General features: G+C 58.3%; 13 protein-coding genes and 1 tRNA gene. 12 read left to right on the top strand and 2 right to left on the bottom strand.

Translation table 11 applies throughout. The features are described from left to right. The first annotated feature begins 1 nt into the window (after window position 1). The 8 genes from VB016_06435 (at window position 2) to VB016_06400 (ending at window position 5,366) form a co-directional block, all read left to right on the top strand. Window positions 2-523: a tRNA (cytidine(56)-2'-O)-methyltransferase gene (locus VB016_06435; protein MEA4978163.1), complete on the top strand. Its 522-nt coding sequence runs from the start codon at window positions 2-4 to the stop codon at window positions 521-523. Then, window positions 501-1,094 carry an HDIG domain-containing protein gene (locus VB016_06430; protein MEA4978162.1) on the top strand — a complete coding sequence of 198 codons (594 nt, stop codon included), beginning with the start codon at window positions 501-503 and terminating at the stop codon, window positions 1,092-1,094. The genes VB016_06435 and VB016_06430 overlap by 23 nt, the downstream gene beginning before the upstream one ends. Window positions 1,095-1,377: 283 nt before the next feature. Then, window positions 1,378-1,686 (top strand): thioredoxin, encoded by a 309-nt coding sequence (gene trxA / locus VB016_06425; GenBank protein ID MEA4978161.1) that lies wholly within the window; start codon window positions 1,378-1,380, stop codon window positions 1,684-1,686. Between the two features lies 1 nt (window position 1,687). Then, on the top strand, window positions 1,688-2,575 hold the full coding sequence (locus tag VB016_06420; protein MEA4978160.1) for an FAD-dependent oxidoreductase: 888 nt from the start codon (window positions 1,688-1,690) through the stop codon (window positions 2,573-2,575). Next, window positions 2,572-3,084: a helix-turn-helix domain-containing protein gene (locus VB016_06415; GenBank protein ID MEA4978159.1), complete on the top strand. Its 513-nt coding sequence runs from the start codon at window positions 2,572-2,574 to the stop codon at window positions 3,082-3,084. The genes VB016_06420 and VB016_06415 overlap by 4 nt, the downstream gene beginning before the upstream one ends. Before the next feature lie 45 nt (window positions 3,085-3,129). After that, window positions 3,130-3,585: a helix-turn-helix domain-containing protein gene (locus VB016_06410; GenBank protein ID MEA4978158.1), complete on the top strand. Its 456-nt coding sequence runs from the start codon at window positions 3,130-3,132 to the stop codon at window positions 3,583-3,585. Between the two features lie 2 nt (window positions 3,586-3,587). Continuing rightward, window positions 3,588-3,833 (top strand): hypothetical protein, encoded by a 246-nt coding sequence (locus VB016_06405; GenBank protein ID MEA4978157.1) that lies wholly within the window; start codon window positions 3,588-3,590, stop codon window positions 3,831-3,833. Between the two features lie 3 nt (window positions 3,834-3,836). After that, window positions 3,837-5,366, top strand: a complete 1,530-nt coding sequence (locus tag VB016_06400) for a tRNA uridine(34) 5-carboxymethylaminomethyl modification radical SAM/GNAT enzyme Elp3 (GenBank protein ID MEA4978156.1) — start codon at window positions 3,837-3,839, stop codon at window positions 5,364-5,366. Here the strand turns inward: VB016_06400 and VB016_06395 are convergent. Continuing rightward, window positions 5,359-5,601 carry a PRC-barrel domain-containing protein gene (locus VB016_06395; GenBank protein ID MEA4978155.1) on the bottom strand — a complete coding sequence of 81 codons (243 nt, stop codon included), beginning with the start codon at window positions 5,599-5,601 and terminating at the stop codon, window positions 5,359-5,361. The two genes, VB016_06400 and VB016_06395, sit on opposite strands and share 8 nt — an antisense overlap. 4 nt (window positions 5,602-5,605) lie before the next feature. Then, the gene (locus tag VB016_06390) at window positions 5,606-7,792 is read right to left on the bottom strand and encodes a CDC48 family AAA ATPase (GenBank protein MEA4978154.1); all 2,187 of its coding nucleotides are present in this window, start codon (window positions 7,790-7,792) and stop codon (window positions 5,606-5,608) included. A 175-nt stretch (window positions 7,793-7,967) separates the two neighbouring features. On the opposite strand from VB016_06390, the gene VB016_06385 reads away from it, so the two are divergent. From VB016_06385 to VB016_06370, 4 genes are all read left to right on the top strand, one after another. After that, window positions 7,968-8,041: transfer RNA gene (locus VB016_06385), tRNA-Lys, on the top strand. 114 nt (window positions 8,042-8,155) lie between these two features. Continuing rightward, entirely contained in the window at window positions 8,156-8,428 is a 273-nt protein-coding gene (locus tag VB016_06380; protein ID MEA4978153.1) for a DNA-directed RNA polymerase subunit H, read from the top strand. Next, window positions 8,425-12,024, top strand: a complete 3,600-nt coding sequence (locus tag VB016_06375) for a DNA-directed RNA polymerase subunit B (GenBank protein ID MEA4978152.1) — start codon at window positions 8,425-8,427, stop codon at window positions 12,022-12,024. The genes VB016_06380 and VB016_06375 overlap by 4 nt, the downstream gene beginning before the upstream one ends. Then, window positions 12,021-14,828 (top strand): DNA-directed RNA polymerase subunit A', encoded by a 2,808-nt coding sequence (locus tag VB016_06370; GenBank protein MEA4978151.1) that lies wholly within the window; start codon window positions 12,021-12,023, stop codon window positions 14,826-14,828. Before VB016_06375 ends, VB016_06370 begins: the two co-directional genes overlap by 4 nt. Window positions 14,829-14,830 lie beyond the last annotated feature (2 nt).

Raw genomic sequence — 14,830 nt, 5'->3', positions numbered from 1 at the left:
CATGTCCGAGATACGGATAATGAGGATCGGTCATAGGCCCGAGAGAGACAAGAGGGTGACCACGCATGTTGCCCTTTCATCCAGGGCGCTGGGTGCCAGCGGCATATGCGTTGATACCTACGACCCCAAGCTCGAAGAGGGAATCCGGAGCGTTGCGGACAGATTCGGCGGTTCTTACACGATCGAGACGGGCGTCAAATGGCGGGAGGCCGTCGGGAAATTCGAAGGCACCGTCGTTCATCTCACGATGTACGGGCAGAGGATGGACGAAGCTCTGCCTAAAATACCCAGAGACAAAGATCTTATGGTCATAGTCGGCGCAGAGAAGGTCCCGCCCGAAGTTTATCAGCGTGCCGATTTCAACATTTCTGTCGGAAATCAGCCACATTCGGAGATAGCCGCGCTGGCTATTTTCCTCTATTGCTTTACCGACGGAAAGGCGCTCTACTCTGATAGAGAAGGTAAGATGACAGTTATACCGAACGAGAGGGGGAAGACGGTTGTCGAGAACATACCCAGATGATAAAGAGTGCCTCAAAATACTGAAGGATGCCGGGTGTTCTCAGCGAGTTATGGTCCACTGCCGCACGGTCCGTGTGGTGGCAGATATAATGTCGGAGCGCATTCCCGGCGCCGACCGCGACCTCGTAACGGCCGGAGCGTTGCTTCATGACATCGGGAGGTCTAAGGACCATACGATAATGCATGCCGTCGTCGGCGCGGAGATGGCCGGAAAGCTAGGCCTTCCCGAAGAGCTCGTCGAAATAATACGCAGACACACCGGTGCCGGGCTGGACGAAGAGGACATAGCGATGTTCGGGCTGCCTAGCGGAGACTATATTCCAAGGACCATCGAGCAGAAGATAGTGGCTGCGGCCGACAATCTGGTGAGCGATTCGGCGTTGGTATCCCACCGTGTACCGGCCGAGAAGCTCCGAAGCAAAGGGGCACCCAAAGGAGCCGACCGCATAATAGCGCTCCACAGGGAGCTCTCTGACAAGGTGGGCTTCGATCTGGACCTCATCGTTGAAATGACAGGGGAATATCCTGTCGAGAATCAGTGTCAGCGCCGACGCTCTCAGGAAAAGTTCTGAGGATCACAGCATCCCCGATGCCTCGGACCCATCCGAACGGTATCGATATCGCGATGCCTTCATCGACTATCGCCGGGTTAGCCTGTTCTACATAAAGGCCGCAAGCACGCATGGTCGACACATCGATAACGATCTCGTCGACCGTCCCGACAAAAAGTCCGCGCGGTTCGTATATCTCCAATCCCATGATGTTCGACAGCGTTTCCAACATTGCGGTTTCTCTATCCTCTTATGGTGTAAGCTATTTATTTATTCCCTCTGATAACAGACGGAGGCTAAAGATATGGTAACAGAATTGAACGAGTCTAACTTTGACAGTTTCATAGGCAGCAATAACAAGGTCCTTATAGACTGCTGGGCGCCCTGGTGCGGACCCTGCAGGAGGATGGGCCCGATCATAGATGAGATATCATCGGAGACAAAGGACTTTGCGGTCGCCAAGCTCAACACCGATGAGAACCAGGCGATCTCAGCGAGGTTCAGGATAAACGCCATCCCCACACTGCTGGTGTTCAAGGACGGCGTCCTTGTCCAGACGCTTGTAGGGCTCAGACCTAAGGACGACATCCTCAAGATAATGAGCGGAATCTAAAATGGAAACTGACGTCGTAGTGATAGGTGCCGGCCCCTCGGGGATACAGGCGGCCATATATGCGGCCAGGCGGAAAGTGTCGACAGTTATCATCGGGAAGCCGTCCAACTCTGCCGTGGCCGATGCCCAGATCGAGAACTATTTCGGAGTTATCGGTCCCGTCAAAGGGCGGGACCTGCTGGACAACGGGATAACGCAGGTCAAATCCTTCGGCGCCGAGTTCGTCGAAGAGAACGTGATCACGGCCGAACGCGACGGCAAGTCGTTCATCATCAGGACCGAGTCCGGGAAGGAGTACACCGCGAAATCCGTGATAATGGCCACGGGCATATCCAGGGTCAAGCTCGGCATACCCGGCGAGAAGGAGTTCATCGGAAAGGGCGTCAGCTACTGCTCGGTATGCGATTGCAATTTCTTCAAGGGCAAGACGGTGGCCATAATAGGCGATGAGACGGAGGCGGCGATGGCTGCAGAACTCATGACGAAGTATGCCACGCAGGTATATTGGATCACCAAAGGGCCCAAGGCGGCCAAGGCGCTGGTCGACCGTGCGATGCTGGCAGGGGTGGTTATGAAGGACACGTCGCCGAAGGAGATCCGCGGCGACGGTAAGGTCGGGTCGCTGGTCCTCGGGGACGACACCGAGATCGACCTGGACGGCGTGTTCATCGAGCTCGGTGCCAAATCGGCGGCCGACCTCGTGATGGACATGGACCTCATGCCCGAAATGGACGACACGATCAAAGTGGATGCGAAATATGCCACCAAGGTTCTGGGATTGTTCGCATGCGGCGACGTCGTCGGTAAGCCATGGCAGGTGGCCAGGGCGGTAGGCCAGGGATGTATGGCCGGTCTCGCGGCGGCCGACTACGTGAAGGGCACAAAATGACGGTGGACGACCTGATCGCAGGAATGCTCAGAGAGGAGGGCGAATTCCAGAAGGCCCTGCGCTCCGTGCTCGAGGACGAGCTCGATATGACATTGAGCGAGTTCTGCGCCGCGTCGGGTCTTTCGCCGTCCACAATGTACAAGATACTGGAAGAGAAGCGCGAGCCCAACATACGCACCGTGAGGGAGATTGTGAAAGCCGTTCGGACACTGGCGGACCCCGCGGCCGAACATTTCATCGCGATAATAGCGTCAAATGTGTCCATGGACCTGATTCCGGGTACGGTGGATTTAAACGGCAGGGTGATCCCTCTAAGGGAATATCCCGTTAACACGGTCGAGGATGCGATCATCGCGGCGGTGCGGGCGGAGCGCGACGGCGCTCTGGCCGTGGTGTGTGCACCGATAGTGGCGCCCACAGTGGAAAAGATATTGACAATTCCCGTTTCCAGGGTCATCCCAACCGGCAGCATTCTTCGTGCGATCGATCGTCTGCAGAGCATTCTTTGAAAAATTAAAATACCACCTTTACTATTCTCGCAGAAAGGTGGCAAATTGTTCCAGCTCCAGGTAGTTAGCAACACGCCGATGAACGCCGTCCCGGACGTCGACATCGTGGCGGAGACATTTCTGATACAGATAGGATATATTCCCAAGGGGTACGACCCCAAGACCTCGGCCACGGGCCTCAGGGACAGTGTCCCGTACCGCATGTTCATGGACTATTTCATGGGCAATACCTCTAAAGCATGGACGGTCGAGGAGCTCTCACTTCTCTTAGGGACCACCAGGCCCACGATATACAGGCACATCAACAAGCTGAAATCGCTCGACATCCTGGAAGGGGTCGACGCGGAGTTCGAAGGCCAGAAAAGGAAGGGATACCGCATAAGGTACGGGGACCTGAGCAAGGCATGGAGCTTCACCGAGGCCAATGTGAAAATGGCGATGGACAACTACAAGTGCACCGTCGACCACCTCCAGGACCTCTTCGTAAAAAGGAAGGGATGAAGGTGGCGGAAGACAGAAGCTACGAGCTCCGCCCCGGCTCCGTCTATACAATAAGATATGGTAAGGAGAGCGACAGCGTGACCGGGTCTTTCCGCGGATACACGATGATAGGTTCGGAGACAGCGGTCGTAATCGATTCGTCGGGAAGGATATTCTACATACCCGCCGCGGCGATCGCATGCATGGCGCTGGTCGAGCAGGCGCCCGACGAGAAACAGCACGCGGCCAACGACATCTACTACGGATGAGAAATGTCAAAAATCGCCGAACGTCTGATAGAGGCGGTCAAGTGCGGAGATATATCGACCCGCGACGAGCTGCAGGACTGCAAGATAAAGCTGTGCGGGGAGCTGGGCCTCAAGAACGTCCCGCCGAACTCCGAGATACTGGCCGAGGTGGCCGATGATGACAGGGAGCTCATTCTCCCGTTGCTGATAAAAAAACCGATGCGTACTGCCAGCGGCACCGCGGTCGTCGCCGTTATGGCATCGCCTCACCCATGCCCCCATGGCAAATGCACGTTCTGCCCCGGGGGAGTAGAGAACGGATCTCCGCAGTCATACACCGGAAAAGAACCGGCCGCCCGCCGCGCGGGCAGAAACCTCTACGACCCCTACATGCAGGTAACAGACAGGATACACCAGCTGGAGGTAATAGGTCACGACGCATCCAAGATCGACCTGATCGTGATGGGCGGCACGTTCACGTGCAGGGACCCCGAATACAAGGAGTGGTTTGTCAAAAGGTGCTTTGACGCCATGAACGGGACAGACTCCGCGGACCTGGTGTCCGCCCAGGACCTCAATGAGAATGCGGATCACCGCTGTGTCGCAATGGCCGTGGAAACCCGTCCCGATACCTTCAGCCCCGCCGAGGCACAGGACGCCATGAGGCTTGGGGCGACAAGGGTCGAGATAGGCGTTCAGATACTCGACGACGAAATACTGGGAGCCGTTAACCGCGGCCACACGGTGGAGGACATCATAGCGTCCACCCGCGCCTCCAAGGAGGCCGGCATTCCTGTCGGATACCATATCATGCCCGGTCTGCCGGGGTCGGACCCGGGCAAGGACATGGAGTGCTTCAGGCGCATATTCTCCGACCCGGACTTTCGGCCGGACGGCTTCAAGTTCTACACCACGCTGGTCATCCCCGGCACCCGGCTTTACGACCTTTGGAAGGACGGAGGTTACGAGCCGTACGGTACGGAGGAAGCCGTCGCACTTTTGGCGGAGATGAAGGCCATCGTTCCAGAATATGTACGTATCCAGAGGATACAGAGGGACATACCCGTACCTGAAATAGCGGCCGGGATACTGAAGAGCAACCTGAGGCAGCTGGTGCAGGACCGTATGGCCGAGCAGGGGAGGAAGTGCCGCTGCCTGCGCTGTCGCGAGGTCGGGCACACCGGCGAAGAGCCGAAGGACCCCGGGGAGGCCGAGTTAAGGGCCGTCGAGTATGAGGCGTCGGGCGGCACAGAGCATTTTATCAGCTATGAGTTCAGGGACTCGGTCGTAGGATATGTGCGTCTGAGGACGGACGGTTCGGGAACCGCAGCGATAAGGGATATGAAAATATCCGGGAGCTTCACGCCGATCTCCGGCACAGGGTCATGGCAGCGCAGAGGGTATGACGTAAATCTGATATCCAAGGCCGAGGAGGTCGCCGCATCGGCGGGCGCCTCCGTCGTAAGGGTCACGTGCGGCCCCGGGGCCCGCGGTTTCTACAGGGCCATGGGTTACGAACTGGACCGCCCTTATATGGTAAAGAGGATCAGTTGATTATCACTTTGCCGCCGTCTATGCGCAGGCGGTCGGTCTCGACCACCAGCCGACCCGCCTCGTCCACCTTCGCCGGGCCGTTAATCACCGCACCGGCAGGCTTTACCAGCAGGTACTTGATGCGCCCGTTTTCGGTATCTATGACGATGTCGTCTAAAATTCCTACAGCCGTCCCTGCGACGGTCTCGACCGTAAGGCCGACGATCTCCCTTGAAAAGAACTTGGTACTGACCATTTAATCACCCGTAGAACGGCACCCCGTCCCATCCATCCTTGCGCTTTTTAATCTCGCTCCCGATGCTTTCGTAATTTTTGAAAGTCTCCGGGCCCACGGACGGCCCTACGACCTTCATGGCGGCGGTGAAATGTTTCCTGCAGACGAACTCCGCCCCGGAGTTCTCTCTGTAAGCCGCGAGCCCCGCCTCCCTGCACAGGGCGGCTAGGTCCGCGCCCACGTACCCGTCGGTCTCGGTTGCAACGTCGATCAGGTCTATGTCGACCAGAGGCATTTTCCCGGTGTGTATCTCGAGGATCCTCAGGCGGCTCTTGAGGTCTGGTTTCCCGACGAGCACCAGGCGGTCGAACCTTCCGGGCCTCAGAAGCGCCGGGTCTATCATATCCGGGCGGTTCGTGGCGGCCATAACCATGACGTTCCCCATGGATTCTATGCCGTCCATCGCCGTGAGCAGCTGTGCCACGGCCCTCTCCCAGGAACCGTTCCCGCCGTTCCCGCGCCGGGGCGCGATGGAATCCAGCTCGTCGAAGAATATGATGCAGGGCGACATCTGCTTCGCCCTCTTGAAAACGTGCCTGATCGCGCGCTCGGTCTCTCCCAGCCACTTGCTGGCCATCTCGGGCCCGCTGACCGATATGAAGTTCGCGCCGGACTCGTTCGCAACGGCCTTGGCTATCAACGTTTTTCCTGTGCCCGGAGGGCCGTACAGCAGGAGCCCCTTTCCCGGGCATATCCCCAGCCGCTCGAACGCCTTGGCGTCCTCGCTGGGCATGAAGACCTCGCGGATCTCCTTCTTGATCGCGTCCAGCCCGCCGACGTCCGCCCATGTGACCTTGGGTATCTCGACGAGGACCTCCCTCATGCCGCTCGGCTCTACTTCCGCCAGGGCATCCGTGAAATCCTTCATCGTAACCTTCATCTCGGCGAGCTTGCTGTGAGGTATCGGCTTGTCGAGGTCCAGCTCTTCCATGTGCGAGCTCAGGCACTTCATCGCGCTCTCCCGGCACAGGGAGGCCAGGTCCGCACCTACGAAACCCTGCGTCATGGACGCCAGCACGTCCGATTTTACGTCACTGGCGACAGGCATGTTCCTCGTGTGGACGTCCAGAATCTCCTTTCTGGCGGATCTGCCCGGCACGCCTATCTCGATTTCCCGGTCGAACCTCCCGGGCCTCCTTAGCGCCGGGTCGATGGAATCCTCGCGGTTGGTGGCCCCGATCACGATCACGCCCTCCCGGTCGCCCATCCCGTCCATAAGTGTAAGCAACTGGGCGACGACCCTTTTCTCGACCTCGCCGGAGACAGAGTCCCTGCTGGGCGCTATGGAGTCGATCTCGTCCAGGAACACTATGCTGGGCGCATTTTCGGATGCTTCTTTGAATATGTCGCGCAGGCGCTCCTCGCTCTGACCGTAATAGCTGCCCATGATCTCCGGGCCCTGCACCGCGTAGAACGATGCTCCCGACTCGCTCGCAACGGCCTGGGCTATCAATGTTTTTCCGGTTCCCGACGGACCATAGAGCAGCACGCCCCTCGGAGGTGCGATTCCGAGCCTCTCGAAAAGCTCCGGGTGCTTGAGAGGAAGCTCCACGAGCTCCCTTATCCTCTTGAGCTCTCCGTCCAGTCCGCCGATGTCGTCGTAGTTGACGCACCGGAGCTTCCTGCCGCTGGCATGCGAGTCCTTGAGGACGATCAGCGTCTCCGGAACGACCACGACCGGTCCCTGGGGGACCGTCGCCACCACAGAGAACGTCGATCGGTTGCCGAGCAACGCCACGTTCGGCAGAAGTATGTCCAGCCCCTTGACCAGCGGCCTTCCGGTCAGGTCCTTCAGGAAGACGGCCTCTATGCCCTCCACGTAATTTGCCTTCTTCCCCTCCGGGATGTTTGGGGCCAGCGTGACCTTCTCCGCCGGCGCGGGGGCGCACTTCCTGACAGTGACGGTGTCGTCGACACCGATCCCGGCGCTGGTGCGGGTAAGCCCGTCTATGCGGATGATCCCTCTTCCCTCGTCCTCGGGGTCCCCCTTGAAAACTTTGGCGACCACGCAGTTCCGTCCGCAGATCTCCACCGAGTCGCCGACCTCCAGGCCGAGCGCGTAACGGGACGGCGAGTCGATCCGTGCCCTGCCGTAGCCGGTTTCCGACTGTCTGCGGGCCATTCCGACCTTAAGTTCGAGGGAGTCGACCATATCGTTTCCCGATTGGGATACCTTTATATGATATGTTCCGAGGCCTTGCAGAACGCCCGAAGCGGCATGAAATGCCGTCCGCACAGTGTCTCCGCCAGAGGGCGATAATCGGTTCAAAACAAGACCTTATATATAAGAAAGAGTTCAGCACACATTACAAGCTTAAGCTATCTAAGGGCCTGTAGCTCAGCTAGGTAGAGCATCTGACTTTTAATCAGGTGGTCAAGGGTTCGAATCCCTTCAGGCCCGCTGATGGACTTCATGAGCGATCGAACGGCGGATCAAGTATGAGGAAAGTGGACTTCACAGATTTTAAAACATATTACCCGCAAACCCGTGGCGGGGCAGCAGGTAGGTGAAACTTTGGCAACAAACAATATCTCGTTTAACGTCCTCGAGCACAGATTAGTGCCCGAACATCACCTTCTATCCGAGGAAGATGCGGATGTGGTTCTTACTGAAATGGGAATGACCCGCGACCAGCTTCCGAAGATCAAGAAGAGCGATGCCGGAATCAAGGTGCTCGAATCCGTACACGGCCCCATCGACGAAGGCCGCGTGGTAAAAATAGTAAGGAAAAGTGAGACAGCAGAGGAGTTCGTCGCCTACAGACTCATCACGGGGGGAAAAGCATGAGAGATCTCGTAGACCTTTATTTTACAGAACGCAACATAGTGAACCATCACCTCTCGTCGTTCAACGACTTCCTGGCAACACCTGACAATCCAAGCAGCAGGATGCAGAGGATCGTCGACGACATCCGCGTCCCGACGGACGATACCGCCCGCGGAACGATCAGGCTCGACCCTGAACGCACCGGCGGAAGGAACATCGAGATACGCATCGGAAGGATCAGGACAGAGGCGGGCGGCATAGACCCGATATCCAAACCCACCGTGCGCATCGAACCCCCGAAGGTCACGGAGGCCAACGGATACAGCCATGAGCTGGTGCCGATGGAGGCCAGGCTCAGGAACCTCAACTATCTCTCGCCCGTTTACGTGCGTTTCGAGGTATTCGAGGACGGGGAAGAAATACCGATGCCCGAGGGCGACAAATGGATCAGGGTCGGAGACATGCCGATGATGGTCAAGTCCAAAGGATGCAACCTCAACAGGGATGTTATAGGCCGCAGGCTTGACCGCAACCTCTCGGAAGAGGATTATCACAAGGCGCTGATCACGAACAAGGAGGATCCCGAGGAGCCCGGAGGATACTTCATCATAGGAGGGACCGAGAGGGCCCTGATAACGCTCGAAGACCTGGCCCCCAACAGGGTCATGGTCGAATACAACGAGAAGTACGGCGCCGCCATGGAGGCCGCGAAAGTATTCTCGCAGAGGGAAGGATACCGTGCCCTGACCCTTGTGGAGAAGAAGAAGGACGGGATGCTCATGGTATCCGTCCCCGTCGCATCGAGCTCCATCCCGCTCATCGCACTGATGAAAGCGCTGGGAATGGAGTCCGACCAGGAGATATTCGAAACGATCGTATCCGACGACGCGATGACCAACACCGTTTACGCCAACATCGAGGCATCGCTCGACAAAAAGACGTACGCGCCGAACGGTTATCACTCCACCGAGGATGCGGTCCTGTTCCTCGAGAGGAACTTCGCAGCCGGACAGGCCAAAGAGTACAGGACCAAGAAGGTCGAGAGCATTCTCGACCACTCGCTGCTGCCCCACCTCGGAGACACGTCCGAGGACCGCATGAAGAAGGCCATCTACCTAGGCCGTATCGCACGCTCGGTCCTCGAACTTTCGCTCGGCAAGAGGAAAGAGGACGACAAGGACCACTACGCCAACAAGAGGCTCAAGCTCTCCGGAGACCTGATGGAGGACCTCTTCAGGACAAGTTTCAGCAGCCTCATGAAGGACCTTAAGTACCAGCTCGAGAGAAATTGGGGAAGGAAGAGGAACGAGCTCAACATCGCTTCGTCGATCCGCCCCGACCTGCTCACCCACAAGCTGCTACACGCCCTCGCCACCGGAAACTGGGTCGGCGGACGTGCAGGAGTTTCTCAGCTTCTCGACAGGACGTCCAACCTTTCGGCGATGTCCCACCTCAGGAGGATAACCTCTTCCCTGACCAGGAGTCAGCCTCACTTCGAGGCCCGTGACCTGCACCCCACGCAGTGGGGGAGACTCTGCCCGTCCGAAACCCCGGAAGGACAGAACTGCGGTCTGGTAAAGAACGCCGCCCTGATAATCGATGTTTCGGAGGGATTCCCCGGCCAGGACGTCAAATGGACGCTCCGCGACCTCGGTCTCGGAACCGTCAAGGACAACGGCACGCGTGTCTTCGTAAACGGAGACCTCGTGGGAACGCACGACTCGCCCAGAGACCTGGTGTCCCAGATAAGGGAACGCAGAAGGGTCGGCATATTGTCCAATGAGATCAACATCCGCTACGACGAGGAGATGGACGAGGTCGTCATCAACTGCGACGAGGGGCGCCTCAGGCGCCCGTTGCTGATCCTCAAGGACGGCAGGACCACGATCACCAGAAAACACCTCGAGAGCATCCGCGAGGGCAAAGTCAAATGGAGCGACCTGTTCCGCGAAGGTATCGTGGAATGGATCGACGCCGAGGAAGAGGAAGACCTGCTGGTCCTCGTCTATCCCTACGATGTTCCGGACAGATGCGAGCACTGCAACCATACCCTTTCGCCGATGGACGCCGACTGGATGAACCCCGGCAACGATGGGGACGAGATACTGAAGTGCAAATGGTGCGGCGGAGAATTCTCCGTTCCCAACAGGATCACCAAGGAGCACACCCACATGGAACTGGACCCGATGGTCATCCTGGGAGTGGCGGCCGGAGTGGTCCCGTACCCGGAGCACAATTCCGCACCCCGTATCACCATGGGAGCGGGAATGGCCAAACAGGCGCTGGGGATCCCTGCGGCGAATTACCGCATAAGGCCCGACACAAGAAGCCACCTGATGCACTACCCCCAGGTGCCGATGGTTCAGACCGAGACGATGAAGTTCATCGGTTACAACCAGAGGCCCGCCGGCCAGAACTTCTGCATCGCCGTACTTTCGTACCACGGCTATAACATAGAAGATGCATTGGTCATGAACAAGAGCTCCATTCAGAGGGGCCTCGGGCGTTCCACGTTCCTGAGGTCTTACCGCTCGGAGGAGCGCCGCTATCCAGGAGGACAGGAGGACCACTTCGAGGTCCCGTCCCCCGACGTGATGGGCGCACGCACGGACCTTTCTTACGCCTCGTTGGGCGAAGACGGGCTCATATATCCTGAGGCGGAGATCGTCGGAAGCGACGTGCTCGTCGGAAAGACGTCCCCTCCCAGATTCCTCGAGGAGGAGACGGACTTCCTGACCCCGCAGAAGAGGAGGGAGACGTCGGTTACCGTCAGGCCGGGAGAGACCGGATACGTCGACTCCGTCATGGTGACGGAATCGGAGAACGGTTCGAGGCTTGTCCGCGTAAAAGTGAGGGACCAGAGGATTCCGGAGCTCGGAGACAAGTTCTGCTCAAGGTTCGGACAGAAGGGAGTCATAGGCAAACTGGTGGACCAGTGCGACATGCCCTTCACCTGCCAGGGAGTGACACCGGACCTGGTCGTCAACCCCCACGGAATACCTTCGCGTATGACCATCGGGCACGTGCTCGAAATGATCTCCGGGAGGGTCGGGTCCATGGAAGGCCGCCTCGTCGACGGAACAGCGTTCTCGGGAGAGAACGAGGGGTCGATACGTGACGGTCTGGTCAGGAACGGTTTCAAGAACGATGGTAAAGAGGTCATGTACGACGGGACAACCGGCCACATGATCCAGATGGACATCTACACCGGTGTGATCTTCTACGAGAAGCTGCACCACATGGTCAGCGGAAAGTTGCACGTACGTTCCAGAGGGCCGGTCCAGATCCTTACGCGTCAGCCCACCGAGGGGCGTTCCAGACAGGGAGGTCTCAGGTTCGGTGAGATGGAGCGTGACTGTCTGATAGGCCACGGAGCGGCGATGGTCATCAAAGACCGTCTGCTCGACCAGTCCGACGGAACCCAGCAGTACGTCTGCGGGAACCCGAAGTGCGGTCATGTTGCAATAATGAACAGGTTCGGGAACCTTTACTGCCCGGTATGTAAGAACACGACAAACATCCACCTCGTGCAGACATCTTATGCGTTCAAGCTTCTCATGGACGAGTTGCTGTCGCTCGGTGTCGCTATGAGGCTTCAGCTGGAGGACTTAAGATGATGAGAGGTATCACGAAGAGGATCGGCTCGATCAAATTCTCCTGCATCTCCCCGGAGGAGATCAGGAAGATGTCCGCCACCAAAGTAATTACGGCGGACACCTACGACGACGAGGGATACCCGATCGACATGGGACTTATGGACCCCCGCATGGGAGTCATAGAGCCCGGGCTCCGCTGCAAGACCTGCGGATGCAAAGTGGACGAATGCCCCGGGCACTTCGGACACATAGATCTCGCCCTTCCGGTAATACACGTCGGCTTCGTCAAGGACATCAAGATGCTCCTTGAGAGCACATGCCGCTCTTGCGGCAGGCTCATGCTGACCCCGGACCAGATAAGCGAGACCAGGAACGACATGGAGCGCATGGAGGAGCTGGGCGGCGACACGATGGACGTAAAGAATTTCGCCAAGGTCACCGCCAAAGGAGCGTCCACCAAGGGCCTTTGTCCGTACTGCAGCGCAGAACAGATCAAGATAAAGCTCGACAAGCCCACGACCTTCAGGGAGGTCGACGACAACCACAAGCTGACCCCCAAGGAGGTCCGCGAGAGGCTCGAGCGCATCACCGACGAGGACCTTGCAACCTTGGGATTCGACCCTTCGACCTGCAGGCCCGAGTGGATGGTGCTGACGGCATTGGCCGTCCCGCCGGTCACAGTCAGGCCTTCGATCACGCTCGATTCGGGCGACAGGTCCGAGGACGACCTGACCCATAAGATGGTCGACGTCCTGAGGATCAACCAGAGGCTCAGGGAGAACCGCGACGCCGGTGCGCCCCAGCTGATCGTCGAGGACCTATGGGAGCTTCTGCAGTACCACATAACCACGTACTTCGACAACCAGACGTCCGGAATCCCGCCCGCGAGGCACAGGTCCGGCCGCCCGTTGAAGACGCTGACCCAGAGGCTTAAGGGAAAGGAGGGACGTTTCAGGTCCAACCTTTCAGGTAAGCGTGTGAACTTCTCTGCCCGTACGGTCATTTCGCCCGACCCGATGCTTTCCATCAACGACGTGGGAATACCCGCTTTCGCCGCCAGGGAGCTGACGGTCCCGGTCCACGTCAACGAACACAACATCGATAAGCTCAAGGAGCTCGTGGCACGCGGGCCCACACCGCCCGACGAAGGCGTCTATGTGCCCGGAGCGAACTACGTCATAAGGTCCGACGGAAGAAGGATCCGTGTGACCGACCGCAACGCACAGGACGTCGCGGAAGGACTCGAGCAGGATTACACGGTCGAGAGGCAACTGATAAACGGCGATGTCGTCCTGTTCAACAGGCAGCCGTCGCTGCACAGGATGTCCATGATGGCGCACCGCGTAAGGATCATGGACGGACGCACTTTCAGGTTCAACCTATGCGACTGTCCCCCCTACAACGCAGACTTCGACGGGGACGAGATGAATCTCCACGTCCTGCAGTCCGAGGAGGCCCGTGCCGAGGCCCGCATCCTCATGCAGGTCCAGGAGAACATTCTTTCCCCGAGGTACGGAGGCCCGATCATAGGGGCGATACACGACCACATAACCGGAGCTTACTTCCTCACGCATATGAGCCCGCGTTTCGACAGGTTCCAGGCGGCCAACATAATGTCCAAGCTGCCCGACGTCGAGATGCCGGAGCCCATGATCGATGAGAAAGGCAACATGTACTGGACAGGCAAACAGCTGTTCTCGGCCGTTCTTCCGGAAGGTTTCCGCACCACGTTCAAGGCCAACATATGCCAGAACTGCTCGGTGTGCAGGAAGGAGAGCTGCGAGTACGACGCTTACGTCAAGATACGCCACTCCCAGCTTCTATGCGGTACCGTGGACGTCAAGGCGATAGGTAACAGCAAAGGCAAGATCGTCGACCGTGTCGCCCGTGACTACGGGTCCGAGGAGGCCACCAAGTTCATCAACCACGTGACCAGGCTGGCCCTCGGTGCCCTGATGAACCACGGGTTCAGCACGGGAATCGGAGACGAGGACATACCGGAGGAAGCGGTTCTTCAGATCAACAGCTTCAGCCAGGAGTGTATCTCCGAGGTGTCCAGGCTCGTGGAGTCGTACCAGGAAGGCACGCTCGAGCAGATGCCCGGGCGCTCCCTCAGGGAAACGCTGGAGGTCAAGGTCATGTCCCAGCTGGGGGCCGCCCGTGACGAGGCCGGTAAGATCGCAGGGAAACACCTCGGTATGAGCAACCCCGCCGTCATAATGGCCAAGGCCGGTGCCCGCGGTTCGATGCTCAACCTGTCCCAGATGGCAGGATGCGTCGGCCAGCAGTCGGTTCGTGGAGAGAGGTTGGCAAGAGGTTACTGGAACAGGACCCTGTCGCACTTCAACAAGGGCGACATGGGCGCATATGCAAGGGGATTCTGCTCCAACTCGTATAAGTCCGGACTCACCCCGACCGAGTTCTTCTTCCACTCCATGGGAGGCCGCGAAGGACTGGTCGATACGGCCGTAAGGACGTCGAGGTCCGGTTACATGCAGAGGAGGCTGGTTTCGGCACTCGAGGACCTTAAACTGACTTCCGACGGCACGGTAAGGAATACCATCGGGATGGTAATACAGTTCAAGTACGGAGAGGACGGGATCGACCCGACCAGGTCCGTGCGCGGCAAGGCGATAGACCTGGACGATCTGTTCGCAGAGGTCTTGGGCGACGACGCCGCCGAGAACATGATACGCATCGACGAAAAGGACATAGGCGAGGATTACGGCGCGAAGGAGAAGGACGAGATGGAGTTCACCGACGACGAAGAGTCCGAAGAGTTCGAAGAGTCCGGCGAATCCGATTACGAATCCGGAGGTGAGTGATA

Source organism: Methanomassiliicoccaceae archaeon (assembly GCA_034928305.1).
Lineage (GTDB): Archaea > Thermoplasmatota > Thermoplasmata > Methanomassiliicoccales > Methanomethylophilaceae > VadinCA11.
This window is presented reverse-complemented; position numbering and strand designations above follow the sequence as displayed.

What these genes read in the sequence shown, in the direction of transcription:
- VB016_06435 (MEA4978163.1), top strand. Translation starts at nt 2, where the DNA reads ATGTCCGAGATACGGATAATGAGGATCGGTCATAGGCCCGAGAGAGAC.
- trxA (MEA4978161.1), top strand. Translation starts at nt 1,378, where the DNA reads ATGGTAACAGAATTGAACGAGTCTAACTTTGACAGTTTCATAGGCAGC.
- VB016_06420 (MEA4978160.1), top strand. Translation starts at nt 1,688, where the DNA reads ATGGAAACTGACGTCGTAGTGATAGGTGCCGGCCCCTCGGGGATACAG.
- VB016_06415 (MEA4978159.1), top strand. Translation starts at nt 2,572, where the DNA reads ATGACGGTGGACGACCTGATCGCAGGAATGCTCAGAGAGGAGGGCGAA.
- VB016_06400 (MEA4978156.1), top strand. Translation starts at nt 3,837, where the DNA reads ATGTCAAAAATCGCCGAACGTCTGATAGAGGCGGTCAAGTGCGGAGAT.
- VB016_06395 (MEA4978155.1), bottom strand. Translation starts at nt 5,601, where the DNA reads ATGGTCAGTACCAAGTTCTTTTCAAGGGAGATCGTCGGCCTTACGGTC.
- VB016_06390 (MEA4978154.1), bottom strand. Translation starts at nt 7,792, where the DNA reads ATGGTCGACTCCCTCGAACTTAAGGTCGGAATGGCCCGCAGACAGTCG.
- VB016_06375 (MEA4978152.1), top strand. Translation starts at nt 8,425, where the DNA reads ATGAGAGATCTCGTAGACCTTTATTTTACAGAACGCAACATAGTGAAC.
- VB016_06370 (MEA4978151.1), top strand. Translation starts at nt 12,021, where the DNA reads ATGATGAGAGGTATCACGAAGAGGATCGGCTCGATCAAATTCTCCTGC.